The organism is Microbacterium sp. Gd 4-13 (assembly GCF_003095395.1).
GTDB lineage: Bacteria > Actinomycetota > Actinomycetes > Actinomycetales > Microbacteriaceae > Microbacterium.
Genome location: NZ_QEIJ01000001.1, coordinates 510452 through 534493 on the forward strand (window position 1 = coordinate 510452; position 24042 = coordinate 534493).

At 69.8% G+C, this 24042-nt stretch carries 23 protein-coding genes; 17 read left to right on the forward strand and 6 right to left on the reverse strand.

Going from position 1 to position 24042, the window contains the following annotated elements:
- Positions 1-56: 56 nt before the first annotated feature.
- From murA to DEA06_RS02420, 4 genes are read left to right on the forward strand one after another with little or no spacing between them, the layout of a single operon-like run.
- Entirely contained in the window at positions 57-1421 is a 1365-nt protein-coding gene (gene murA, locus DEA06_RS02405; RefSeq protein ID WP_116646341.1) for a UDP-N-acetylglucosamine 1-carboxyvinyltransferase, read from the forward strand.
- Positions 1418-2188 (forward strand): lysophospholipid acyltransferase family protein, encoded by a 771-nt coding sequence (locus tag DEA06_RS02410; protein ID WP_116646799.1) that lies wholly within the window; start codon positions 1418-1420, stop codon positions 2186-2188. Before murA ends, DEA06_RS02410 begins: the two co-directional genes overlap by 4 nt.
- Positions 2178-3308 carry an NAD(P)H-dependent glycerol-3-phosphate dehydrogenase gene (locus DEA06_RS02415; protein ID WP_116646798.1) on the forward strand — a complete coding sequence of 377 codons (1131 nt, stop codon included), beginning with the start codon at positions 2178-2180 and terminating at the stop codon, positions 3306-3308. The genes DEA06_RS02410 and DEA06_RS02415 overlap by 11 nt, the downstream gene beginning before the upstream one ends.
- On the forward strand, positions 3214-4299 hold the full coding sequence (locus DEA06_RS02420) for a D-alanine--D-alanine ligase family protein (RefSeq protein ID WP_116646342.1): 1086 nt from the start codon (positions 3214-3216) through the stop codon (positions 4297-4299). Before DEA06_RS02415 ends, DEA06_RS02420 begins: the two co-directional genes overlap by 95 nt.
- 95 nt (positions 4300-4394) lie before the next feature.
- Here DEA06_RS02420 and DEA06_RS02425 read toward each other — a convergent pair whose 3' ends face one another.
- A complete protein-coding gene (locus tag DEA06_RS02425) occupies positions 4395-4874 on the reverse strand; it encodes a DUF3515 family protein (protein ID WP_116646343.1) in 480 nt (159 codons plus the stop codon).
- 57 nt (positions 4875-4931) lie between these two features.
- Here DEA06_RS02425 and thiL point away from each other — a divergent pair, with 57 nt between their 5' ends.
- Positions 4932-5924 (forward strand): thiamine-phosphate kinase, encoded by a 993-nt coding sequence (gene thiL / locus DEA06_RS02430; protein WP_116646344.1) that lies wholly within the window; start codon positions 4932-4934, stop codon positions 5922-5924.
- Here the strand turns inward: thiL and DEA06_RS02435 are convergent.
- On the reverse strand, positions 5894-6475 hold the full coding sequence (locus tag DEA06_RS02435; protein ID WP_116646345.1) for an RsmD family RNA methyltransferase: 582 nt from the start codon (positions 6473-6475) through the stop codon (positions 5894-5896). The genes thiL and DEA06_RS02435 overlap by 31 nt on opposite strands.
- An 80-nt stretch (positions 6476-6555) precedes the next feature.
- Here DEA06_RS02435 and DEA06_RS02440 point away from each other — a divergent pair, with 80 nt between their 5' ends.
- From DEA06_RS02440 to mutM, 6 genes are all read left to right on the forward strand, one after another.
- Positions 6556-8724, forward strand: a complete 2169-nt coding sequence (locus tag DEA06_RS02440) for an ATP-dependent DNA helicase RecG (protein ID WP_116646346.1) — start codon at positions 6556-6558, stop codon at positions 8722-8724.
- 55 nt (positions 8725-8779) lie between these two features.
- Positions 8780-9277, forward strand: a complete 498-nt coding sequence (gene coaD, locus DEA06_RS02445) for a pantetheine-phosphate adenylyltransferase (protein ID WP_116646347.1) — start codon at positions 8780-8782, stop codon at positions 9275-9277.
- A gap of 66 nt (positions 9278-9343) precedes the next feature.
- Positions 9344-9898: a DUF177 domain-containing protein gene (locus DEA06_RS02450; protein WP_240606774.1), complete on the forward strand. Its 555-nt coding sequence runs from the start codon at positions 9344-9346 to the stop codon at positions 9896-9898.
- Positions 9899-9900: 2 nt separating this feature from the next.
- Positions 9901-10110, forward strand: a complete 210-nt coding sequence (rpmF, locus tag DEA06_RS02455) for a 50S ribosomal protein L32 (RefSeq protein WP_028495421.1) — start codon at positions 9901-9903, stop codon at positions 10108-10110.
- Between the two features lie 17 nt (positions 10111-10127).
- Entirely contained in the window at positions 10128-10820 is a 693-nt protein-coding gene (gene rnc / locus DEA06_RS02460; protein ID WP_116646348.1) for a ribonuclease III, read from the forward strand.
- Complete coding sequence (mutM, locus tag DEA06_RS02465; protein ID WP_116646349.1) at positions 10813-11730, forward strand: bifunctional DNA-formamidopyrimidine glycosylase/DNA-(apurinic or apyrimidinic site) lyase; 918 nt, start codon at positions 10813-10815, stop codon at positions 11728-11730. The genes rnc and mutM overlap by 8 nt, the downstream gene beginning before the upstream one ends.
- Here mutM and DEA06_RS02470 read toward each other — a convergent pair.
- Both DEA06_RS02470 and DEA06_RS02475 read right to left on the reverse strand, forming a co-directional pair.
- On the reverse strand, positions 11666-12805 hold the full coding sequence (locus DEA06_RS02470) for a GNAT family N-acetyltransferase (RefSeq protein WP_116646350.1): 1140 nt from the start codon (positions 12803-12805) through the stop codon (positions 11666-11668). The genes mutM and DEA06_RS02470 overlap by 65 nt on opposite strands.
- 57 nt (positions 12806-12862) lie before the next feature.
- A complete protein-coding gene (locus tag DEA06_RS02475; RefSeq protein ID WP_116646351.1) occupies positions 12863-13129 on the reverse strand; it encodes a hypothetical protein in 267 nt (88 codons plus the stop codon).
- Positions 13130-13560: 431 nt separating this feature from the next.
- Here DEA06_RS02475 and smc point away from each other — a divergent pair, with 431 nt between their 5' ends.
- From smc to DEA06_RS02490, 3 genes are all read left to right on the forward strand, one after another.
- Positions 13561-17088: a chromosome segregation protein SMC gene (smc, locus tag DEA06_RS02480; RefSeq protein ID WP_116646352.1), complete on the forward strand. Its 3528-nt coding sequence runs from the start codon at positions 13561-13563 to the stop codon at positions 17086-17088.
- A 15-nt stretch (positions 17089-17103) separates the two neighbouring features.
- Entirely contained in the window at positions 17104-17976 is an 873-nt protein-coding gene (gene ftsY, locus DEA06_RS02485; RefSeq protein WP_116646353.1) for a signal recognition particle-docking protein FtsY, read from the forward strand.
- A gap of 78 nt (positions 17977-18054) precedes the next feature.
- Positions 18055-18555, forward strand: a complete 501-nt coding sequence (locus DEA06_RS02490) for a DUF2004 domain-containing protein (RefSeq protein WP_116646354.1) — start codon at positions 18055-18057, stop codon at positions 18553-18555.
- A gap of 64 nt (positions 18556-18619) precedes the next feature.
- Here the strand turns inward: DEA06_RS02490 and lipA are convergent, their stop codons facing one another.
- Positions 18620-19591, reverse strand: coding sequence for a lipoyl synthase (gene lipA / locus DEA06_RS02495; RefSeq protein WP_116646355.1), 972 nt, complete (start codon positions 19589-19591; stop codon positions 18620-18622).
- Positions 19592-19617: 26 nt separating this feature from the next.
- On the reverse strand, positions 19618-20256 hold the full coding sequence (gene lipB, locus DEA06_RS02500; RefSeq protein ID WP_116646356.1) for a lipoyl(octanoyl) transferase LipB: 639 nt from the start codon (positions 20254-20256) through the stop codon (positions 19618-19620).
- Positions 20257-20342: 86 nt separating this feature from the next.
- Between lipB and DEA06_RS02505 the strand changes: the two genes are divergently transcribed.
- The 3 genes from DEA06_RS02505 (at position 20343) to DEA06_RS16770 (ending at position 23996) form a co-directional block, all read left to right on the forward strand.
- Positions 20343-21323, forward strand: a complete 981-nt coding sequence (locus tag DEA06_RS02505) for a TetR family transcriptional regulator (protein WP_116646357.1) — start codon at positions 20343-20345, stop codon at positions 21321-21323.
- A 63-nt stretch (positions 21324-21386) separates the two neighbouring features.
- Positions 21387-22949: a signal recognition particle protein gene (gene ffh / locus DEA06_RS02510; protein ID WP_116646358.1), complete on the forward strand. Its 1563-nt coding sequence runs from the start codon at positions 21387-21389 to the stop codon at positions 22947-22949.
- A gap of 528 nt (positions 22950-23477) precedes the next feature.
- Positions 23478-23996, forward strand: coding sequence for a DUF559 domain-containing protein (locus tag DEA06_RS16770; RefSeq protein WP_240606775.1), 519 nt, complete (start codon positions 23478-23480; stop codon positions 23994-23996).
- The last annotated feature ends 46 nt before the right edge of the window (positions 23997-24042 follow it).

The window sequence follows — 24042 nt, forward strand, 5'->3', positions numbered from 1 at the left end:
CGACCCCACCCGGGCCGGTTCTTCCGCCCCTCGTCCATACAAGTGAGGTCCATCGAATGAGTTCAGTCGTCACGGGCGCGGTCGCGCCGGCATCTTCTTCCGAAGAGGGCGAGACGCTTCGCATCCGCGGCGGCAGGCCGCTCACCGGGCGCGTGGAGGTCAAGGGCGCGAAGAACCTCGCGACGAAGGCCATGGTCGCGGTGCTGCTCGGCAACTCGACGAGCATCCTGCGCGACGTTCCCGACATCAGTGACGTCGGGGTCGTCCGCTCGCTCCTCGAGGTGCACGGCGTTCACGTCACGGACGGCGAGAACCCCGGCGAACTCGTGTTCGATCCGAGCGGCGCCGTGTCGGCGAACTTCGAGCAGATCGACGCGTACGCGGGGGCTTCCCGCATCCCGATCCTGTTCTGCGGACCGCTCCTGCACCTCCTCGGCGAGGCGCTCATCCCCGACCTCGGTGGCTGCCGCATCGGCGATCGCCCGATCAACTTCCACATGGACGCCCTCCGGGCGTTCGGTGCGGTCGTCGACAAGACGTACGAGGGCATCCGCATCACCGCCCCCGACGGCCTCCACGGCGCCCAGATCGAGTTGCCGTACCCGAGCGTCGGCGCGACCGAGCAGGTGCTGCTCACGGCCGTGCGGGCGAAGGGCGTCACCGAGCTGCGCAACGCCGCCATCGAACCCGAGATCATGGACCTGATCGCTGTGCTGCAGAAGATGGGCGCGATCATCTCCTACGAGCCCAACCGCGTCATCCTCATCGAGGGTGTCGACCAGCTCCGCGGCTACGACCACCGGTGCATCTTCGACCGCAACGAGGCCGCGTCGTGGGCCGCCGCCGCGCTCGCGACCGACGGCGACATCTTCGTCGGCGGTGCCCGCCAGCAGGAGATGCTCACGTTCCTCAACGTCTTCCGCAAGGTCGGGGGCGAGTTCGACATCCACGAGGACGGCATCCGCTTCTTCCGCGGAGGCGAACTGCGTCCGGTCGTGGTCGAGACCGACGTGCACCCCGGGTTCATGACCGACTGGCAGCAGCCCCTCGTCGTCGCTCTGACCCAGGCGAACGGCGTGTCGACCGTCCACGAGACCGTGTACGAGAACCGCCTCGGCTTCACCCGCGCCCTCGTGCAGATGGGGGCCGACATCGTCGTGCACCCGAACGGGATCGCCGATCCCGCACGCCGGGTTCCGCGGCGAGCGCTCGAGCAGGCCGCGGTCATCACCGGACCCACCCCGCTCCGGGGTGCCGATGTCGTCGTCCCCGACCTGCGGGGCGGTTACAGCTACCTCATCGCCGCTCTCGCGGCCGAGGGGGAGTCCGTCGTGCGCAACGTGGGCATCCTCCGTCGCGGGTACGAGAAGCTCTTCGCCAAGCTCGACACCCTCGGCGCCGACTTCGACGTCATCGGATAGCCGTGGCGTCCGGTCGTCGCGCCGTATCGCGCGAGAAATCCCGCCCGAGCGTCTTCTGGCCGCTCGCGGCCGTCGTCGTGCCCCTCACGGGCATCTTCGCCAAGATCGAGATCGAGGACGCCGACAAGCTGCCGCGCGAGGGAGCGTTCGTTCTTGCCCCGAACCACTACTCGAACTTCGATCCGCTGGTCGTCGCCGTCGTGGTCTGGCGGCTCGGCCGGGCACCGAGCTTCATGGCGAAGGAGAGCCTCTTCCGCGTGCCCGTCCTGGGTGCGGCGCTCCGCGCCACCGGGATGGTGCCGGTGTCGCGCAGTTCGTCGGCGTCGGCCGCCCGCGACACGATCCGCGGCTCGGAGCAGCTCGTCGAGCACGGGCGCGGCGTCATCGTGTACCCCGAAGGCACTCTCACCCGCGACCCCGACCTCTGGCCGATGCGCGGGAAGACCGGGGCCGTCCGCCTCTCGATCGCCGGCGACATCCCCCTGGTGCCGATGGCGCACTGGGGTGTGCAGGAGATCATGCCGCGCTACGGCAAGATCAGGCTCTGGCCGCTGCGTCGCCGCGTGCGCGTGGTGCTGGGCGACCCGATCCTGCCGTCCGAGCACGGTGCCGACGTGTCGCGCCCGTCCACGCTCGTTGCGGCCACCGACGTGCTGATGGACCGGATCTCGGGACTCCTGGCGCGGCTGCGCGGCGGCACTCCGCCCGAGCAGCGCTGGAACCCGTCCGCTCACGGCCAGACCGAGACGGGCCGCCTTGAGTCGTAGATCGGATGCTGCACTGCCGCGCGTCGCCGTCGTCGGAGCCGGGAGCTGGGGCACGACCTTCGGCAAGATCCTCGCGGACGGCGGGGCGCACGTCACCATGTGGGCGCGTCGCGCCGAGATCGCGCAGGAGATCACCGAGGCCAAGCGCAATAGCCAGTACCTCTCGGGTATCAACCTTCCCCGGGAGATGTCGGCGAGCGTCCACCTGGCGGAGGCTGTCGAGGGGGCGACCCAGATCTACCTGTCCGTGCCGAGCCAGGCGCTGCGCGAGAATCTGAAGGCGCTCCGACCGCTCGTCGACGCCACCGACGTGCCGATCGTGTCGCTCATGAAGGGCGTCGAGAAGCGCACCGGGCTGCGGATGAGCGAGGTGATCGCCCAGGAGCTGCAGTGCGACCCGGAGCGCATCGCCGTGGCGTCGGGGCCCAACCTCGCCCTCGAGATCGCGCGCGAGCAGCCCACGGCCGCCGTGATCTCCTCCATCAGCAGGGAGACCGCCGAGGCTGTGGCACGGCGGGCTCGCAACCGCTACTTCCGCTCCTTCGTGAACACCGACGTCATCGGCACCGAGTTCGGGGGCGTGCTGAAGAACCTCATCGCCGTCGCGATCGGCATCGTCGACGGCGTCGGATACGGCGAGAACACCAAGGCCTCGATCATCACGCGGGGGCTGGTCGAGATGACCGACTTCGCGGTGGCGCAGGGTGCGCAGCCCGAGACCCTTCAAGGACTCGCGGGCCTGGGCGACCTCATCGCGACGTGCCAGTCGCCGCTGAGCCGGAACAACACAGCCGGACGCCTGCTGGGTCAGGGCTACAGCCTGCAGGACGTGGTGAAGCAGATGCAGCAGACCGCCGAGGGTCTGTCATCGGTGACGCCCGTGCTCGAACTCGCCCGCAAGGCGGGGGTCGAGATGCCGATCGTGGCTCAGGTCAAGCGCGTGCTGGACGGCACCATGAACCCGCGCGACATCGCGCCACACTTGACGACCGACGACGATACGCCCAAGGGCGAGAGGACGCAGAATGGTTCGGACAGCGGTAGCGGTGCTCTTTGGCGGTCGATCCAGCGAGCACTCGATCAGCTCCGCCACGGCGGGCGGGGTGCTGCGGGCGATTGATCGCGATCGCTACCGGGTGTTCCCCGTCGGGATCACCCGCGACGGGGTGTTCGTGCTCGAGGACGACGACCCCGACAAGTTCGCGCTCGACGCGCACGCTCTGCCGGAGGTCGTAGACAACGGCACCCGGGTCTTCTGGCCGCACGCCGGCGAACGCACGCTCGTCGTGCGCCGTGCCGACGGCACGGAGGAAGAGCTGGGCGAGATCGATGTCGTTCTGCCGATCCTCCACGGAACGCACGGGGAGGACGGCACCGTCCAGGGCTTCTTCGACACCCTCGGCATTCCGTACGCCGGGGGAGCGGTGCTCGATTCCGCGCTGTGCATGGACAAGCACTTCATGAAGATCGTGCTGCGCGACTCGGGAATCGCGGTCTCGCCGTGGATCACGGTGCGACGCGCGGAGTGGACCGGCGACGCCGCGGCGATCGCCGAGCGCGCGTCCGAGCTGTCCTTCCCCTGGTTCGTGAAGCCCGCCCGGGCGGGCTCATCGGTGGGGGTGTCGAAGGTGCACGACCTCGGAGAGCTCGCCGGAGCGCTCGACATCGCCTTCGCTGAGGACGACAAGGTGCTGGTGGAGCAGGGCATCGCCGGGCGTGAGATCGAGGTGGGTGTGCTCGGAGCGCGCGCGGGCGGGGAGCCGCGGGTGTCGCTGCCCGGCGAGATCGTGCTCACGAGCCGCGAGTTCTACGACTTCGAGGGCAAGTACCTCGGCGGCGACGGCGTCGACGTCGTCTGCCCCGCCGCCATGAGCGATGCCGAGACGGCGGCGGTGCAGGATGCTGCGCTGCGCGCCTTCGCGGCCGTCGAAGGTCGCGGACTCGCGCGCGTGGACTTCTTCCTCGGTGAGGACGGCCCGGTCGTCAACGAGCTGAACACGATGCCGGGCTTCACGCCGATCTCGATGTTCCCCAAGTGCTGGATCGCGTCCGGCCTGTCGTACGAGGCGCTCATCACCGATCTCATCGAACAGGCTCTCGAGCGCGCGTGACGTCGGTCGACGCTGAGACCCAGCATCCGGGGTGAGGAACACCGCCAGGCGTGCTGTCTCGGCCAACCGACGTGTTCTGCCGAGCCGGCGGCCCGTCAGCCGTCGGTAGCGGGCCGGTCGGTGCAGACGCTGCCGGTCTCGGCCAACTGACGCGCGAGCATCGGCGAGACGGCGCGGAGGGTGTCGGCGCTGCCGACGACGTCGAAGTCGAGGTAGACCTCGACGGCGGGGGTGCGTCCGAACGTGGTGAAACGGTAGAACGGGGCGTCGGTCCCGTCGACGAGCCAGTCGACGCCCTCGACGGTCTCGCACGAGAGCGTGGAGGGCCCGGGCACGGCGACGCCGCACGTGAGGAGGATCGTCGACGGGTCGCCCCAGGCCCCCGTCGCCTGAGCGTCGGTCCACCGGCGGGACTCGCCCGCGATGGTCTGGGGAAGCCTCACCGACACGTCGGCGCACGCGGGGTCGTTCGCGTTCGGTGCGGCGTCCATCGAGACGGTGCCGGCGCACGCGGAGAGCCCGGTGACGGCAGCGAGCACCACGCCCGCGGCGAGGAGGCGGGGCAGGCGGATCACCTCTCCAGGGTACCCGCCGCGCGATCGGGTGGCGGCGCCGAGCGCTAGCGTGGAACCGTGCAGGAGCAGACCGTGGGCGACCTCAGCGAAGGGGCGATCCTCCGCCGCATCCTCGACCGTCTTCCCACGAGCCGGGCGATCGTCGGGCCGGGCGACGACGCGGCCGTGCTCGACGCGGCCGACGGGCGGGTCGTCGCGACGACCGACACCCTCGTGCACGGCCCCGACTTCCGGCTGGCGTGGTCGAGCCCGTTCGACCTGGGGTGGAAGGCCGCCGCGGTGAACCTCGCCGACGTCGCCGCGATGGGCGCGCGCCCCACCGCCCTGCTCGTGGCCCTCGCCATGCCCGACGACCTCCCCGTGTCGTTCGTCGACGGGCTCGCCGCGGGGCTCGCCGCCGCCTGCGCGGAGCTCGCCCCCGGGTGCGCGGTCGAGGGCGGCGACCTCACGGTCTCCGACACACTCACGATCGCCGTCACCGCCCTGGGGTCGCTCGACGGGCGGGAACCCGTTCGACGCTCGGGGGCGGCCGTCGGCGACACGGTGGCCGTCGTGGGCGACCTCGGCGTCGCGGCCCTGGGTCTGTCGGTGCTGTTCCGCAGCTTCGTCGACGCCGCCGGTTCGCCCGTCGCGATCGATCCGCGCGCGTGGGCGGGGCTGACCGCCGCCGAGACCGAGGGGCTGAAGCGGCAGCTGGCGCCGCGTCCCCCGATCGCCGGGGGAGCGATCGCGGCGGTCGCCGGAGCCACGGCGATGATGGACGTCTCCGACGGACTCGCCCTCGATGCACGACGCATGGCCGACGCCTCCGGCGTGACCCTCGACATCGCGAGAGCGCTGCTCGGCGATTCCCCCGACGCGGCGCTCGAGGGCGGGGAGGACCACGCGCTGCTCGCGACCTTCCCCCGGGGCGCAGCCCTGCCGGAAGGGTTCCGTGCGATCGGCGAGGTTCGCTCCCGCGTGGATGCGCCGGTGACGGTGGACGGCGTCCCGTACGAAAAGCCCGGCGGGTGGGATCCCTACAGGGACTGGGACGCGGGAAGGGGCTGACCCCACCACATCGCCGTATCCCCGTAGACGCGGTCGCGGAGGGGCTCCAGGCCCGCGTCGACCCAGCGCGGACCGGGGGACCGCTTGGCGCGCTCGACCACCACGACGGCGTCCGGCGACAGGTGCGGGGCGAGGGCGGTCAGGGCCTCGGTCAGGTCGGCGTCCGAGACGTCGTAGGGCGGGTCGACGAAGACGAGGTCGTAGGGTCCCGCCGCGTCTCGGAGGAATCCGGCGACCGTCGCGCGGTGCGCTCGGATCGGCGGCGGGCTTCCGAGCGCCTTCGCGACCCGCTCGGCGTTGCGTCGGATCAGCGACACCGCCTGCGCAGCGTGCTCCACGAGGTCGACGGATGCTGCGCCCCGGCTCGCGGCCTCGAGTCCGAGCGCGCCCGATCCGGCATAGAGGTCGATCACTCTCGCGCCGTCGACGAGCCCGGCGGCGTCGAGCGCGCCGAAGAGCGACTCGCGGACGCGTTCGCTCGTGGGGCGGGTGCCCCTCGGAGGCACGTCGAGCACGGTGCCTCCGGCCGAGCCGGAGATGATGCGGGTCACCGTCTCACCCTACAAACACCCGCGAGGCGCCGAGGGCGGCGTCCGCCGGCGATGTCGGTGATCCTGCCTAGACTTTCCCCATGCCCGCCCTGACTCTCGCGTCGCGTCTCGACGGCGTGGTCGGCGGCAAGACGGCTGCCGCCTTCGACCGTGCCTTCGGCATGGCGACCGTCGGTGAACTGCTCGGGCACTACCCGCGTCGGTACGCCAAGCGCGGTGAGCTGACACCGATCGCCTCCCTTCCCCTCGGCGAGCCCGTGACGATCGTCGCCGAGGTCGTGCGCGCGGGGGAGCGTCGCATGCAGAACAGACGCGGGTCGCTCGTCGAGGTCGTCATCACCGACGGCGACGGGCACATGAGCCTCACGTTCTTCAACCAGCCGTGGCGCATCACAGAGCTCTACCCGGGGCGCCGGGGCATCTTCTCGGGCAAGGTGGGCGAGTATCGGGGCGCGACGCAGCTGACCAATCCCGACTACGAGCTGTTCGAAGACGTCGAGCAGGCGCGCATGACGGCCGAGGCCAACGCGAATCTGCCCATCCCCATCTATCCGGCCACCAGCACGGTGACCAGCCGCATGATCTCCGACGCCATCGCCCTCGTCTTCGCCGGGCTCGGCCCGATCGATGATCCGCTCCCCGAGACTCTTCGCGCGCGGCACGGTCTGCTCGAAGCGCGGACGGCCTTCGAGAGAGTGCACCGGCCCGACGTCGAGGAACAGGTCGGACCAGCCGTCGCGACGCTTCGCATGCACGAGGCGCTCGTCCTGCAGTCCGCGCTCCTTCAGCAGCGGCAGTTCGTGCGTGCCATGTCGGCGACGCGGCGCCCCGCCGCGCCCGGCGGGCTCCTCGAACGCTTCGACGCACTGCTTCCCTTCGATCGAACCCCCGACCAGGTCACGGTGGGCGATGCCGTCGCGGCGGATCTCGTCGGCGAGTGGCCGATGAACCGTCTGATCCAGGGCGAGGTCGGATCGGGTAAGACCCTCGTGGCTCTGCGGGCCATGTTGCAGGTCGCCGAGTCGGGGGGCCAGTCGGCGTTGATCGCGCCGACCGAGGTGCTCGCCGCGCAGCACGTGCGTTCGATCGCCCGCATGCTCGGTCCTCAGCTCGCCCCCGAGTTGATGCCGACGCTTCTCACGGGGCAGTTGCCGGCCGCCGAGCGACGCAAGGCCGCGCTGCGCGCCGCATCCGGTCAAGCGCGCATCATCGTCGGAACCCATGCCCTGCTGAGCGCGTCGACCACGTTCGCCGATCTCGGTCTCGTGGTGGTGGACGAGCAGCACCGGTTCGGCGTCGAGCAGCGCGAGGCGCTCCGCGCGAAGGGCTCCACCCCGCACACCGTCGTTCTGACGGCGACACCCATTCCGCGCACCGTGGCCATGACGGTGTTCGGCGACCTCGACGTCTCCACGATTCGCACGATGCCCGCGGGACGCGCGGGAATCTCGTCGTTCGTCGCACCCGTCGCCGAGAAGCCGGGGTGGTTCGCCCGGGTGTGGGACCGCGTCGCCGAAGAGGTCGCCGAGGGGCGACAGGCTTTCGTCGTGTGCCCCGCGATCGACGCGGAAGCCTCGACGAAAGACGACACCGCCGACGACATGGTGGCCGAGGCGGAGGCCGCGGCTCCGCGCATTCGGTGGGGCGTGGTGCAGGTCGCCGACGTGCTCTCGCGTCACCCCGCCTTCGCGCAGCTGCGCGTGGAGATCCTGCACGGCAAGATGCCGTCCGACCAGAAGGACGCCGTCATGCAGGCGTTCTCGCGGGGCGACATCGACGTGCTGGTCGCGACGACCGTCGTGGAGGTCGGTGTCGACGTGCCGAACGCGTCGGCGATGGTGATCCTCGAGGCCGACCGCTTCGGTGTCTCGCAGTTGCACCAGCTGCGAGGCCGAGTCGGGCGAGGCGGCCTCCCCGGCATCTGCCTCCTCGTGACCGAAGCGTCGACGGGCACGTCGGCGCGCGCGCGGGTGGAGGCGGTGGCCAGCACCCTCGACGGCTTCGAGCTGGCCGAGGTCGACCTCGAGCTGCGCGGGGAGGGCGACGTGCTCGGTGCGGTCCAGTCGGGTGCTCGCTCGTCGCTGCGCCTGCTGCGCGTGGTCACAGACGCCGACGTGATCGCAGAGGCGCGTGCAGCGGCCGAGCGCATCTTCGCCGATGACCCGACCCTCGCCCAGCATCCCGCTCTCGCCGCCGCGATCGATCGACGAGTCGGTGCGCTGGAGCGGGCAGCTCTCGCTCGTTCCTGACCCATCGGGTCGCGAGGTTCAGGTTTGTGCCGTCGTCCCTCGATAGGCTGACGACATGGACAGCCGGATCGCCGTCGTACCGGGGTCGTTCGACCCGCCGACGCTCGGACACATCGACGTCATCCGCCGAGCCGCAGCGCTCTACGACCAGCTGCACGTGCTGGTGGTGCACAACCCCGGCAAGGAGGCACTGCTCCCCATCGCGCAGCGTCAGGCGCTCCTCGAGCAGTCGATCGCCGAGGACGGCATCGAGGGTGACGTCGTCGTGGCCGCGTGGAGCATGGGCCTCCTCGTCGACTACGCCACCGATGTCGGGGCGGGTGTGCTCGTGAAAGGCATCCGGTCGCAGATCGACGTGGCGTACGAATCGCCGATGGCGATCGTCAATCGCCACCTCGCGCACATCGAGACCGTCTTCCTCCTGCCCGATCCGGCCCACGCGCTCGTCTCGAGTTCGCTCGTGCGCCAGGTCGCCGCCCTCGGCGGAGACGTCTCGCCGTTCGTTCCACCGGCCGTCGCGCGGTTCCTCGATACCGGTACCAGCGCCCGCTGACGGAGCCGCGGCCGCTCCCGGCGGGTAGCATGGACGACCGTGAGAACTCGCCGACCCGGACCCTTCATGCTGCACGTCCGCGACATCGTCCACCACCCGGGGGAGATGCGCGAGTTCGAGCTCGATCTCGACACGCCCGAGAAGTGGGGCGAGGGCCTCGTGTCCATCCCGGCGGGTGAACCGCTCGACCTCGACGTGCGCCTCGAATCGGTGCACGAGGGCATCCTTGTCACCGGTACCGCCGACACGCGACTGACCGGGGTGTGCGGGCGCTGCCTGCAAGACATCGCCGAGCCTGTCGAAGTCGAGTTTCAGGAGCTTTTCACGTATCCTGGAAACGAAGCGGTTGATTTCGAGGTTCAAGACGATTACGTAGATCTTGAAACTCTGATCAGGGACGCCATTGTCCTCTCGCTTCCGTTCCAGCCGGTGTGTCAGCCGGATTGCCTCGGGCTCGACCCGGAAACAGGCGAGCGACTGACCGAGAGCACCGGCGAAAATGAGCGAACGCCCGTCGATCCTCGATGGGCCGCGCTCCAGCAGTACCCCTCAGACCCTGACGGCGAAGCGCCCCGTAGCGCCACGCCCGAATCCGAAGACACCGTCACAGAGAAGAGCTAGTCATGGCAGGTAACCCCCCGAAGCGGAAGGTCTCCCGCTCCAACACGCGCTCGCGTCGTGCCCAGTGGAAGGCTGCCCCCATCACGCTGACGACCACGGTCGAGAACGGCAAGGTCGTGTACAGCCGTCCGCACCAGGCCAAGGTCGTCACCGACTCGCAGGGCACCGAGCTGTTCCTGGAGTACAAGGGACGCAAGGTCGCCGACGTCTGACGTCCGCGGCAGGTGCCGTGACAGTCGCTTCTGCTGAGCGCCAGACGCTCATCGACAGGCTCGGGGTCGATATCGACCCCGAGCTTCTGTCGCTTGCCCTCACTCATCGTTCGTTCGCGTACGAGAACGGCCACATCCCGCACAACGAGCGCCTCGAGTTCCTCGGCGACTCCGTGTTGGGGCAGGCCGTGACCGTGCGTCTGTTCACGCGGCATCCCGACCTCGACGAAGGCTCGCTCGCCAAGCGTCGTGCCAGCGTCGTATCGACCGTGGCTCTCGCCGAGGTCGCGCGACGCATCGGTCTCGGCGACCACGTGCTCCTGGGCCGAGGAGAGATGCTCACCGGGGGACGCGACAAGGACTCGATCCTCGCCGACACGACCGAGGCCGTGATCGGTGCGGTCTACCTGTCGGCGGGCCAGGACGAGGCGACGGCTCTGGTCTTGCGGCTGGTCGAACCCCTTCTCGACGATCCCGAGCGCTACGGTGCGGCGATGGATCCGAAGACGAGTCTTCAGGAACTCGCAGCTCAGCAGGGGGCGTCCGCGCCGAGTTACGAGGTAGACGCGACCGGCCCCGATCACGACCGGCGGTTCACCGCCACGGTTCGTGTCGGCGACGTCGTCACCCACGGCCAGGGCACGAGCAAGAAGCAGGCCGAGATGGTGGCTGCGCTGGCCGCGTGGCGCGAACTCGGCGGACGTGCCTGAGCTTCCCGAAGTCGAGGTCGTCCGCACCGGCCTCGCGCCCGCCGTCTCCGGCGCGCGCATCGCGGCGGTGACCGTGCTCGACGAGCGCGCGCTCACCCGCCACGGTGACAGCGGCCCGTCATTCGAGCGTGCTCTGACGGGTCGTTCGTTCACCGCCGCGGTGCGTCGGGGGAAGTTCCTCTGGCTGCCCCTCGACGTCACCGGTCCCGAGCGGAACGCGATGATCGCGCACCTCGGCATGAGCGGGCAGATGCTGCTTCGTACGTCGGGGGCACCCGTGGAGCGCCATGAACGCGTGCGGCTCGATCTTCAGCATCCGACGCACGGTGAGATCGCCGTGGTCTTCGCGGATCAACGCACGTTCGGTTCGCTCGCGATCGACTCTCTCGAGCCGACACCCGACGGTGCCGCCGGGGGCAGGGGCGATGAGTCCGCCCTCGCTCCGCGTCAGGTCGCGCACATTGCGCGCGATCCGCTCGACCCCGCCTTCCGCGACGGTGCGTTCCGCACGGTGCTCGCCCGCAAGGCATCGGGGATCAAACGTGTGCTCCTCGACCAGACCGTCGTGAGCGGCATCGGCAACATCTACGCCGACGAGGCCCTCTGGGCGGCGCGCATCCATCCGGAGACCCGCGCGCTCGATCTGTCGACGCGGGCCGTGAACCGCTTGCTCGCGGAAGTGCGAGCGGTGCTGCAGAAGGCCCTGGCCGAAGGCGGCACGAGCTTCGACGCCCAGTACGTCAATGTGAACGGGCAGGCAGGCTACTTCGCGCACTCGCTCAACGCGTACGGGCGCACGGGGGAACCGTGCGCCCGGTGCGGGCGACCGATCATGCGCGTGTCGTTCACGAACCGCTCGAGCCACTACTGCCCGCGGTGTCAGCGGCTGCCGCTGTCGACGGGTCGCTGAGCACCTTCTTCCAGGCGCCCTCGTATCCGATCGGTTCGAAACCGATGGCTTCGTTGATGTCGAGCATCGGCCGGTTCTCCTCCGCGTTGTACGTGAGGACCCGCGGCGAGCGCGGTGCGATGTCGAGCCAGGCGAGCAGGCCCGCGCACTTGACCAGCATCCCGAGTTTGTGACCTCGGTGCGACGAGAGCACGAGAGTGTCGTATTGGGAGGTGGCCTCGGTCAGGTCGTTGTTGATGACGAGCTCGTTGAACGCGACGAGATCGCCCGTCTCGAGGTGCTGCGCAGCGGTGACCAGGGCGGTGCGTCCGGCATCGACGATCTTCGCGTCGGCGCGAGCGACGCGGGCGGCGTCCCAGGTCTCCTCGTCGAACTCGAGACCGGCCGCGGGAGCGTCGGTGTTCATGCGCGACTTCATCCAGGCGTATCCCTCGACGAACTCGGGCGGAGTCGGGAGGCGCCACTGCACGGTGCGGTAGCCGGCCGCAGCCTCGGTGGCACGCTCACACAACTCGCGCACCCGGGGGAGTCCGTCACGGAGGTCGAGGGCGCTGATGCGCTCGACCTGCTCGAGCTGATGACCGCGATGCTGAAGGAACCGTGCGACGTGGTCGAGCGGGATGCTGCCGAAACCTGTGGGTGGCTGCAGGCGTTCGCCGGGCGCGGGCGGATGCTCTGCCCATGCCTGCAGCACGCGACGACCATGCTGGCGAGCAGTCGATTCGACGAGCGCGTAGCAGGCGGTGCCGATGCCGCGGCCCCAGACGCAGCGGCGCAGTTCGATGAGCCAGTAGACGACGCGCGAGCCCTCCTCCTGGGGAACGTCGACACCGATGCGTCCGACGGGTTCGCCGTCGAGAAGGACGAGCCAGCAGTGACGGATCTCCGCTGGGTCCGGCGCATAGTTCGGCAGGAGTTCGGCGGGGGTCATCCGGCCGTCGTCGTGCCCGGAGATCTCCGCGTAGACCAGGTTGCGCACCTGCGTCATGGCGATGAAGTCGTCGGCGTCGGCGTCGCCGATGGTGCGAGGGATGGCGATGGGCCGGATCTCGAGTCCGGCGGGAGGGGTGTTCATCGGTGTTCCTTCGAGAGGGGTGCGCCGGCCGCCGCGTGAGCGGCCGGCAGGTAGGGGTCAGAAGGGACGTCGTCGGTCGAACTGCGTCCACGCGTCAGCACGCGCGCGCTCCTGCTCGGCGCGGTGCAGAGCGAGGAGACGGGCGTGATCGGCGTGATCGCGCACGCGGTGGATGCGGCGGGTGCTTCTCAGCAACAGCCACAGCCCGAGACGCAGGGAGAGTCGGTCGACGAGAGAGATGCGGACGCCGGGGTGGACGACCGCCCGGAGGAGGTCATGCTCGGCGCGGTCGGTCGACCGAACGGGCGAGACCAGATCGTTCATGGCAGTCACTTTCGAAGCGGTGCGCGGTCGAGAGGTCGACGCGCGCGAAGGGCGAGGGTGGTCGCCGGAGGGAGGGGACGCCGGATGCGTCGGAGAGCTCGAACGCGGAGCGCGAGCGTGCGCCCGGGGAGGGCGACGGAGAGACCGAGGCGTCAGCCGGCGGTCGGGCGGAGGGCGACGAAGGAACGGGTCACCCCAGCGCGGACGCGGAACGCGTTATCCATAAAAGTGGGCTGGATCATGGTGACCTCCTTTCGACCTCGTAGCAGGGTGAGACGATACTCGCGTGGCACAGCGAACGTCAAGCGTATTCCCAGAAATGCCGGGAGTTCGGGCGTGTCATCGATCAGCATCGGTGGGTCGGCGGGACGCCGAGGAGGGGAGCGGCGCTCTTTCCGGTACCGTGATGCGTTGATCCGAAGGACGACGCCATGCATCTGAAGAGCCTCACGCTCAAGGGCTTCAAGTCGTTCGCCCAGCCGACGACGTTCGCCCTCGAGCCCGGCGTCACCTGCATCGTCGGTCCGAACGGGTCGGGCAAATCGAATGTCGTCGACGCCCTTGCCTGGGTCATGGGGGAGCAGGGCGCGAAGACCCTCCGCGGCGGAAAAATGGAGGACGTCATCTTCGCCGGCACCTCCACGCGTGGCCCGCTCGGTCGCGCGGAGGTGCAGCTCACGATCGACAACTCCGACGGGGCGCTGCCCATCGAGTACTCCGAGGTATCGATCAGCCGGACCCTCTTCCGAACCGGATCGAGCGAGTACGCGATCAACGGCGAAAGTTGCCGCCTCCTCGACGTGCAGGAGCTGCTGAGCGACTCGGGCCTCGGGCGCGAGATGCACGTGATCATCGGGCAGGGCCGCCTCGACAGCGTGCTGCAGGCCACGCCCGAAGACCGCCGCGGATTCATCGAGGAAGCGGCGGGCATCCTCAAGCACCGCCGCCGCAAAGAGAAGACGCTTCGCAAGCTCGAGGCGATGGAAGCCAACCTCACGCGGCTGAGCGATCTCGCCGGCGAGCTGCGCCGGCAGCTCAAGCCCCTCGGGCGCCAGGCCGAGATCGCACGGGAGGCCGCCACGATCGCAGCCGTCGTGCGCGATGCCAAGGCGCGGCTGTTCGCGGACGAGCTGGTCGCGCTCCGTCGCGAGCTCGCGGACCACGCCCGCACCGAGCACGAGCGCCATACAGAGAGACTCGTGCTCCAGGATCAGGCGGAGAACATCCGTGCCCGGGTCGAACGACTGGAGGCGGAGCAGCGCTCCGAGGCCGTCGACGCCGCGCGCCGCGTCGCGTTCTCCCTCGAACAGGTCCAGGAGCGACTGCGCGGGCTCTACTCGCTCGCCGGTCAGCGTCTGTCGCTTCTCGGTTCCGACGACGTCGACCCGTCGGCGATGGCGACGACAGTGTCGCAGGCCTCGATCGACGACGTGCGGACCGAGATCGACGAGATGGCCGAAGGACTCGGCGATGCGCAGGACGCGGCGTCGGCCGCGACCCGCGAGGTCTCGCGCGCTCGAGCCGAGTTGGACGCCCTCGACACCGACATCGCCGCGCAGAGCGCCCTCGTCTCCGAGCACGACATGCGGCTGACCGCCCTCCGCGGCCGCGCAGAGGCGGCGACGTCGGCGTTGACCGCGATGCTCGCGGGTGTCGAGCGACAGCAGCGCGCCCTCGATGCGGCGACCGTTCGACGAGACGAGGCCGCACAGGCGCTCGAGGCGCTCGAGCCCGTGGACGTGCCCGAGGAATCGGTGGCCGAGCACGCGGCCGCGTATGAGCGCGCGCAACGCGATGCGGCGGAGGCCGAGAGCACGGTGGAGTCGCTCCGCGAGAGGCTGCATGCGACGGAGCGCGAGGTCGAGTCGCTGACCGCGCAGACGACGGCTCTCGGGAGAGCCCTCGACGTGCGCAATGCCGCCGCGGGACTCGCCGCGCGGGGTGGGCGCGGGGTGCGGGGACTGCTCGCCGACAGCGTCAAGGTCACCGCCGGCTTCGAGGCCGCCATCGCGGCGGCGCTCGGCACGCTCGCGGAAGGACTGCTCGTCGACGCGTGGGACGACGCGTTCTCGGCAGCCTCGTCGGCCCGTGACGACGACCTCGGCGTCGTGGACATCACCGTGGCCGAGCCCGTGGTCGCCGCGGCGTCGAACACCGCGCCCGCCGGACTCGTCGCCGCCCGCGAGGTGGTCACGGCGCCGGCGGGTGTGCTCGGGATCCTCGCCGACGTGTTCGTGGCCGAAGACCTCGACGCGGCGCGTGCCGCGGCGGCTGCCCTGCCCGCCGAGCTCGTGCACGCGACGATCGTCACGCGCACCGGCGAGACCGTCACCGCGTACACGATCAGGGCCGGCTCGGGCGAAGGCCGCTCGCGCCTGGAACTCGCCGCCGAACGGGATGCTGCGGCCGCTCGGTTGTCGGAGATCGTCGTCGTCGCCGACTCGCTCCGCGAGGCCCTCGCCGATGCGACCGTCGTGCACCGGGAGTCCCGCCAGAAGACCAAGGACACGCTCGCCGCCCTGCGGGAGCATGACGCCAATGTCGCGTCGCAGGCCGAGAAGGTCAACCGCGCGACCGTACGTTTCGAGGCGGCTGCCGCGGAGTGCGAGCGACTCGCCGCGGGGCTGGCGCAAGCCGCCGCCGCGGTGACCGGCGCCGAGGATGCGGCCCGGGTGGCGCAGCAAGCCCTCGAGGCGGCGCAGGAGGCGCCGCGTCCGATCCTCGACGCATCCGCTCGTGACGGGATGCTCGCCGAGCTGGAGGCCGCGCGCGACGGCGAGATGCGCGCGAGGCTCGACGTGGAGACGCTCCGCGAGCGGGTGCGTGCCGGGGAGGCCCGCATCGTCCAGCTCGAGAGGCAGCGCGAACGCGAACGCGCCGCTGCCGAGGCGGCCGCACGGCGCGCCGTCCTCCGACGTGCGCAGCGCGAGATCGCGGCAGACGTCGCGCAGCAGCTCCCCGCCCTCCTCGACTCCGTCGACCGTTCCGTCAGCCGTGCGCGCGTCGAACTCGCCGAGGCTGAATCGGCGCGCACGGCGGTCACGGCGGAGCTCGCGGGGGTGCGCGCCCAGGAGACGGCCGTGAGGGAGCGTCTCGCCGGATTGACCGAGAGCGTCCACGGCCTCGAGCTGCAGATCCACGAGAAGCGTCTGCACGCCGGCAGCCTCCTCGAGCGGGTGGGTTCGGAGTTGGGGCTCAGCGAGGATATTCTCATCGCCGAATACGGCCCCGATCAGCCCATCCCGACCGACGGCCGAGACAGCGACGACGCCGCGGACGAAGCATCCGTTCCCTTCGACCGCGCGGCGCAGCGTCGGAGACTGCAGGAAGCCGAGCGCAAACTGGGTCAGCTGGGGCGCGTGAATCCGCTCGCGCTCGAAGAGTTCGCCGCGCTCGAGCAGCGTCACTCGTTCCTCACCGAGCAGCTGACCGACCTGACCCAGACGCGCGCCGACCTCATGACGATCATCGACGAGCTCGACGAGCGCATGCAGACGATCTTCATCGCGGCGTTCGACGACATGAAGGTCGCGTTCGGCGAGATCTTCCCGATCCTCTTCCCCGGCGGAACGGGCAGCGTCGCCTTGACCGATCCCGACGCACCGTTGACGACCGGCATCGAGGTGACCGTGCGCCCCGCGGGTAAGAAGATCGAGCGGCTCTCACTGCTCTCGGGCGGCGAACGGTCGCTGGCCGCCGTGGCGTTCCTCGTGGCGATCTTCACCGCGCGGCCCAGCCCCTTCTACATCCTCGACGAGGTGGAAGCCGCTCTCGACGACGCGAACCTCGGGCGTCTCCTGGGCGTCTTCGAGCGTCTCCGCGAGAGCAGCCAGCTCATCGTGATCACGCACCAGAAGCGCACGATGGAGATCGCCGATGCGCTGTACGGTGTGTCGATGCGCCAAGACGGCGTTTCCGCCGTGGTCGGTCAGCGCGTCGGCGACCGCGCCGCTCGCTGACCGTAGGCTGGATGCATGGCTGAGAATCCCTGGTCGCTCGGCCGTGCTCTGCGCGGCATGTTCGTCAAACCCACGATCGACGAGACCACGTGGGACGACCTCGAGACGGCGCTCATCACCGCCGACTTCGGTCCAGACGTCACCGAGCGCATCATCGACGAGCTCCGCGAGAAGGTCGAGCGCTTCCGCACGACCGACCCGAAGGATCTTCAGCGGATGCTTCGCGAGACGATCGAGGAGCACTTCGCGAAGTTCGACACGACCCTCCGCCTCACCGAGCGCCCCGCGGTGGTGCTCGTGGTGGGGGTGAACGGCGTCGGTAAGACGACGACCATCGGCAAGTTCGCCAAGTTCCTGCAGCGGTACGGGCGCTCGGTCGTCGTCGGAGCCGCCGATACCTTCCGGGCGGCCGCCGTCGACCAGCTCGCGACCTGGGCGGAGCGCGGGGGCGCCGCCATCGTGCGCCCGCAGCACGAGGGCCAGGATCCTGCATCCGTCGCGTTCCAGACCATCACCTACGCGAAGGAGACCGGCACGGAGATCGTGCTCGTCGACACCGCGGGACGCCTGCACACCAAGGGCGGGCTGATGGACGAGCTCGGCAAGATCAAGCGTGTCATCGAGAAGCAGGCGCCGATCAGCGAGGTGCTGCTCGTGCTCGACGCGACGACCGGGCAGAACGGTCTCATGCAGGCGCAGGCCTTCCTCGACAGCGCCGGGGTCACCGGCCTCGTGCTCACGAAGCTTGACGGGTCGGCCCGCGGGGGCTTCGTCCTCGCTGTTCAGGAGCTCACCGGCATCCCCGTCAAACTGCTCGGACAGGGCGAGGGGATCGGAGATCTCACGGGCTTCACGCCGCACGTCTTCGCCTCGGCGCTGGTCGATTGATGACGGGCGTCGGGGCGGGCCCGGCCGTGTGCGGTGCGGCGACTACCGTCGTGACCGCCGGACTGGTTTCATAGGGCCATGGCGATCGAGCACGACTTCTTCGGACTCCTCGAGTCGGGTCCGGACGGATCGATCTTCTGGTCCGAGAACGTGGAGTTCGGTGACCAGACGGTGACGGTCGACCTGACGGCTCCCGACCAGGACGACGTCTCGCAGGAGGCGCTCGACGCCGCCGCCGGGATGGTCTCGTCCCTGGAGGGCATCGACCGTACGGCGCGCGACGCGATGGTCTCCGAGCTGGACGACCGCACGAGCGAGGTGATCGAGTACATCCTCCAGCAGCAGCAGCTCCTGGGCGAAGAACTGGACGACCTGCTCGTGGACGTCTCCGGTGACACGCAGATCGACGTGATCCGCTCGCTGCAGCTCATGAGCATGACGATCCTCGCCGACGAGCACGGGGGAGACGATCCCTTCGCCGTGCTCGAGTACGCGCTGGACCCCGAGGCCACCGACGACGTGCTGCTGGTCAACCTCGGCTCGGACGGCATCGTGCAGTCGGTCACCAGCGCCGACTGATCGTCCACGCGGGGCGGCGCTCCCCGACTCGCCTCCGCGTCGCAGGTCCGATGCGCGTAGGGACTCAGACCGCCTGGGCGAAGCCCTCGTCGGTGGAGGCGATGTCCTTCGCCAGGTGCGCGAGATGCGGCGGGATGTCACGGCCCAGCGACACCATCGACTGCGCCCAGAGCCGACCCGCGCGGTAGGACGATCGGACGAGCGGGCCGGCCAGCACCCCGAGGAATCCGATCCGCTCCGCCTCTTCCTTGAACTCGACGAACTCGGCGGGCTTCACCCAGCGCGCGACCGGCAGATGGCGGGGAGTGGGTCGCAGATACTGCGTGATGGTGATGATGTCGGTCCCGGCCTCGCGCAGGTCGCGGAGCGCCTGCACGACTTCCGCCGGCTCTTCGCCCATGCCGAGGATGAGGTTCGACTTGGTGATGAGGCCCGCCGCGCGGGCGCGGGTGAGGACGCCGAGCGAGCGGTCGTAGCGGAAGGCCGGACGGATGCGCTTGAAGATCCGCGGTACGGTCTCCACGTTGTGCGCGAAGACCTCGGGACGCGCGTCGAAGACCTCATCGAGAAGAACCGGGTTGCCGGAGAAGTCGGTGGCGAGGATCTCCACGCCCGTGCCCGGGTTGTCGGCGTGGATACGGCGCACGGTCTCGGCGTGGAGCCAGGCGCCCTCGTCGGGGAGGTCGTCGCGGGCGACGCCGGTGACGGTCGCGTAGCGCAGGTTCATGCGCTGTACGCTCTCCGCCACGCGGCGCGGCTCGTCGGTGTCGTAATCGGCGGGCTTGCCGGTGTCGATCTGGCAGAAGTCGCATCGTCGGGTGCACTGCGAGCCGCCGATGAGGAACGTCGCCTCGCGGTCTTCCCAGCATTCGAAGATGTTCGGGCAGCCGGCTTCCTGGCAGACGGTGTGCAGGTCCTCCGTCTTCATGAGGGACTGCAGCGCGGTGTACTCGGGCCCCATGCGCGCGGTGGTCTTGATCCACTCCGGCTTGCGCTCGATCGGGGTCTGAGCGTTGCGCACCTCGAGGCGCAGCATCCTGCGCCCTTCCGGCGCGGCGACGCTCACGCGGCCACCGCCGCGAACTCGGACGCGAATGCCGTCGTCACCGTTGCGACGACGTCGCGCGGCGAGACGGCTGCGCCCACCACCTCGCTCACGGTCGTCACGCCCGCATCCGAGATGCCGCACGGGACGATCTGACGGAAGGGCGCGAGCGAATTGTCGCAGTTGAGGGCGAACCCGTGCATCGTGACGCCTTTCTCGACGCGGACTCCGATCGCCGCGATCTTGTTGTCGGACAGCGGCCCACGCACCCAGACGCCGCTGCGTCCCTCGACCTGACGGCCGTCGACGCCGTGGAGGCGCAGCGCGGCGATGAGCGCGCGCTCGAGGCGTCGGACGTGCGCGACGACGTCGATGGGCTCCGGCAGCCGCACGATGGGGTATCCGACGAGTTGCCCCGGGCCGTGCCACGTGATGCGTCCTCCCCGGTCGACATCCACGACGGGAATGCCGTCGCGCGGGCGATCGGCCTCCTGCGTGCGGGTGCCCGCCGTGTAGACGCTCTCGTGCTCCAGCACGATCAGCGTGTCGGCCCTGGTTCCGGCGAGTACGTCGGCGTGGATGCGTCGCTGCAGTGCCCACCCATCGGGGTAGGGCACGTAGTGCGGGGCAAGGCCCGCCTCGAGGATCTCGATCATCTCGACCTCCGCCGGGGTTGTTGCATGGAGTCTAACAACCTCCGCGGGTGCGTGGAGGTCATGCCCACGCGCCTACCCTGGAGAACATGGCACCCGATCAGCGCGGGGGGCGACCTCGCGCGTCGTCTCGAGAGACCCTGGCGGAAGCGGCATCCGAGCTCTTCCTCGAGAAGGGCTTTGCCGAGACCTCGGTCGCCGACATCACGACGCGCGCCGGAGTGAGCCGTTCCAGCTTCTTCAACTACTTCGCGACCAAGAGCGATGTGCTCTGGGCGGGCTTCGATGAGCGCGTCGCGAGCCTGGACGCAGCGCTCGATCACGACCACGACGGCGGCGACGTCGACGCGGTGGTCCGTGGCGCGCTGAGGGATCTGCTCGACGGATTCGATCCCGACACCCTGGCGTTGGCGCTCGCGCAGGCCGACACGATGGGACTCACCGACGAGATCGAGCGCGAGTCGGCGGTGCGGCGCGCGCGCATCGCGAGGGCGGTCGCCGAGAGACTCGTCGCCGGGGGTGTCGATCCCTTGCGCGCCGAGGTGCTGGGTGCGGCGCACGGGGGAGCGGTGCTGGCGGCGTTGTCGCGATGGGCGGGTTCCGGCGCGGGCCGCACTCCGCTCGGCGCGATCCTGTCGCGAGCGCTGGAGGCCGTCGCGCCCGCCGGTGGCGGAGGGGCGGTGCGGCAACTGCGCGTCGTCGTCCGCGCCGACGACTACGAAGCCGCGGTGGCGTTCTACCGCGACGTCGTGGGGATGCCCGAGAGGGCTGCGTACGAGGGCGACGGCGACGCGCGCGTGACGATCCTCGATGCCGGGGTCGCGACCCTCGAACTGGCGAACACCGCTCAGGTCGAGATGATCGATCGCGTCGAGACCGACGGCGACACGAGCGACCGCATCCGCCTGGGCCTCGAGGTGTCGGGCGGTGCGGCGGCGACCGAGCGGCTGGCGGAGGGCGGAGGGAGCGTGATCGCCTCGCCACGCGTCACCCCGTGGGGTTCTCTGAACAGTCGCCTGCGAGGCCCGGCCGATCTGCAGCTGACGCTCTTCGACGAGGATCCGGCGTAGCAGCGGCGGATGCTACGCGCCCACGCCGGCGCGCCGCATCCGCTCGCGTAAACTTGTCGGATCATGGCTACTTTCGGCACGCTCTCCGACCGTCTCACAGAGACGTTCCGCAACCTCCGCACCAAGGGCAAGCTCACGCCCGCGGACGTCGACGGGACCGTGCGCGAGATCCGTCGCGCCCTCCTCGACGCCGACGTCGCTCTGCCCGTGGTCAAGGACTTCACCGCCTCCGTGCGTGAACGCGCCCTGGGCGATGAGGTCAACAAGGCGCTGAACCCGGCTCAGCAGGTGGTGCAGATCGTCAACGAGGAGCTCGTGGGCATCCTCGGCGGGCAGCAGCGTCGGCTGCAGTTCGCGAAGAACCCGCCGACCGTGATCATGCTCGCGGGTCTCCAGGGGTCGGGTAAGACGACCTTCGCCGGAAAGCTCGCGAAGCAGCTCGAGAAGGAGGGTCACACCCCGCTCCTCGTCGCCGCCGACCTCCAGCGTCCGAACGCCGTCAACCAGCTGCAGGTCGTCGCGCAGCAGGCCGGTGCGACGATCTTCGCCCCCGAGCCGGGCAACGGCGTCGGCGACCCGGTGAAGGTCGCGAAGGCGGGCGTGGAGCACGCGCGACGCCAGCAGCACGACGTCGTCATCATCGACACGGCCGGCCGCCTCGGCGTCGACGCCGAGCTGATGAAGCAGGCCTCGAACATCCGCAAGGCGACCGATCCCGACGAGGTGCTGTTCGTCATCGACGCGATGATCGGTCAGGACGCCGTCAACACCGCCAAGGCCTTCCAGGAGGGCGTCGACTTCACCGGAGTGGTGCTGTCGAAGCTCGACGGCGATGCGCGCGGTGGAGCGGCTCTGTCGGTGGCCTCGGTCACCGGCCGTCCGATCATCTACGCGTCGACCGGTGAGGGCCTCGACGACCTCGAGCCGTTCCATCCCGACCGCATGGCGAGCCGCATCCTCGACCTCGGTGACATCCTGACCCTCATCGAGCAGGCGCAGTCGGCCTTCGACGAGGAAGAGGCGATGAAGGTCGCCGAGAAGCTCGCGACCTCGACCTTCACCCTCGAGGACTTCCTCGAGCAGATGCAGCAGATGAAGAAGATGGGCTCGATGAAGAAGATGCTCGGGATGCTCCCGGGTATGGGCTCCATGAAGCAGCAGATGGAGAACTTCGACGAGCGCGAGATCGATCGCACGGAGGCGATCATCCGTTCGATGACGATCGCCGAGCGTCGCAATCCGAAGCTTCTCAACGGTTCGCGGCGCCTGCGCATCGCGCGCGGTTCGGGCATGACCGTCACCGACGTGAACGCGCTCGTACAGCGCTTCGATCAGGCCGCGAAGATGATGAAGACGATGGCCCGCGGCGGGGTGCCCAACATCCCGGGCATGGGTCCGGTTCCCGGAGCGGGGCGTCCGGGAGCCTCCTCCAAGCGAGGCAAGCAGCAGAAGGCGAAGGGGTCGCGATCGGGCAACCCGGCCAAGCGCGCCGCCGAGAACGCCGGCATCGCCGCATCCGCCCCCGCCGCTCCGACGGGGTCGGGTTTCGGCCTCGGTGGTGCCAAGGGCGCCGCTCCGTCGGAGGCCGACCTCGCCGAGCTGCAGAAGATGCTCGGCCGCGGCTGACGCGTCGCCTGCGCCGTGTCGAACGTAGGAGATGGCGCGCACACAGGCCGTTTCTCCGCGTGTCGTCCTACCTCCGCGCCATGACCTACGCCGGGCACGGCTGATCGCGCCCGGCTCGTCCTCCCCAGCACGCTGAGAACGGCAGTTCTCCACGGCGGCACCGGTTGGCGCCGTCACGGGGGCCCGTCGTGAGCGAACGTGGCGGGATGCGTCGTCCTCCCTTCACCGCGTGGCTCCGAGAGAACGGCGGGATCGCACATTCCGCCACCGCCCGGGGCGCGGGGTATTCTCAGCGCGCCATGGCCGACGCGGTGGCGGCCGGCCGCGTAGACCGGGTGCGTCGGTCGTGGCTGGTGACGCGTGATGCTGATGCCGTAGCGAGGTCGGCCATCGAGGTCGGTGGTCGGCGCCGCGGCCCGATGGGGCCTCTGGGTTCCACCCAGCGACGGACTCGTCCATGTGGCGGTCAAACCCACCGCCTCGCGCGTGGAAGGAGGGTCGCTCGTCGTTCACTGGGGGAATGGGCCCATGCCCGTGCCTCCCCACTGCGTCGAAGACCCCCTCATCGACGTGCTGTTCCACGTCGCTCGGTGTCAGTCGCGTCGAGACGCATTCGCGGTGTGGGAATCGGCGGTTCGGCTGGGCATGGTCGAGCCCTCCGAGCTCGCACGCGTGATGTGGAGGTCTACGGCCGCCGCAGACATCGCCGAGCATCTGTCGGCGCTCAGCGACTCCGGACTCGAGTCGATCTTCGTGCACGGCGTGCGGGCCCTCGGACTCGCGGTGCGCCAGCAAGTGTGGATAGACGGGCATCCGCTCGACGCCGTCATCGGAGAACGCCTGCTCGTGCAGCTCGACGGATTCGCGCACCACTCGAACGCGCAGGATCGCCGGCGCGATATCCGAGCCGACGCCAGGCTCGCGCTCCGCGGCTTCACCACGCTGCGGTTCGACTGGTATCAGGTCATGTTCGACTGGGCGTTCGTCGAGCGAACGCTCCTCCTCGCGGTGGCGCAGGGGCTGCACCTCGCACCGCCGAGGTTCTGAGCGTAGGACCTGGCGCGAGGGTAGGACGTTTCGCCGCAGATCGTCC

Excerpts from the sequence above, each read along its gene's own strand:
- murA (WP_116646341.1), top strand. The coding sequence starts at position 57 with ATGAGTTCAGTCGTCACGGGCGCGGTCGCGCCGGCATCTTCTTCCGAA.
- DEA06_RS02420 (WP_116646342.1), top strand. The coding sequence starts at position 3,214 with ATGGTTCGGACAGCGGTAGCGGTGCTCTTTGGCGGTCGATCCAGCGAG.
- DEA06_RS02440 (WP_116646346.1), top strand. The coding sequence starts at position 6,556 with ATGCCCGCCCTGACTCTCGCGTCGCGTCTCGACGGCGTGGTCGGCGGC.
- coaD (WP_116646347.1), top strand. The coding sequence starts at position 8,780 with ATGGACAGCCGGATCGCCGTCGTACCGGGGTCGTTCGACCCGCCGACG.
- DEA06_RS02450 (WP_240606774.1), top strand. The coding sequence starts at position 9,344 with ATGCTGCACGTCCGCGACATCGTCCACCACCCGGGGGAGATGCGCGAG.
- rpmF (WP_028495421.1), top strand. The coding sequence starts at position 9,901 with ATGGCAGGTAACCCCCCGAAGCGGAAGGTCTCCCGCTCCAACACGCGC.
- DEA06_RS02470 (WP_116646350.1), bottom strand. The coding sequence starts at position 12,805 with ATGAACACCCCTCCCGCCGGACTCGAGATCCGGCCCATCGCCATCCCT.
- DEA06_RS02475 (WP_116646351.1), bottom strand. The coding sequence starts at position 13,129 with ATGAACGATCTGGTCTCGCCCGTTCGGTCGACCGACCGCGCCGAGCAT.
- smc (WP_116646352.1), top strand. The coding sequence starts at position 13,561 with ATGCATCTGAAGAGCCTCACGCTCAAGGGCTTCAAGTCGTTCGCCCAG.
- ftsY (WP_116646353.1), top strand. The coding sequence starts at position 17,104 with ATGGCTGAGAATCCCTGGTCGCTCGGCCGTGCTCTGCGCGGCATGTTC.
- DEA06_RS02490 (WP_116646354.1), top strand. The coding sequence starts at position 18,055 with ATGGCGATCGAGCACGACTTCTTCGGACTCCTCGAGTCGGGTCCGGAC.
- lipA (WP_116646355.1), bottom strand. The coding sequence starts at position 19,591 with ATGCTGCGCCTCGAGGTGCGCAACGCTCAGACCCCGATCGAGCGCAAG.
- lipB (WP_116646356.1), bottom strand. The coding sequence starts at position 20,256 with ATGATCGAGATCCTCGAGGCGGGCCTTGCCCCGCACTACGTGCCCTAC.
- DEA06_RS02505 (WP_116646357.1), top strand. The coding sequence starts at position 20,343 with ATGGCACCCGATCAGCGCGGGGGGCGACCTCGCGCGTCGTCTCGAGAG.
- ffh (WP_116646358.1), top strand. The coding sequence starts at position 21,387 with ATGGCTACTTTCGGCACGCTCTCCGACCGTCTCACAGAGACGTTCCGC.
- DEA06_RS16770 (WP_240606775.1), top strand. The coding sequence starts at position 23,478 with ATGCCCGTGCCTCCCCACTGCGTCGAAGACCCCCTCATCGACGTGCTG.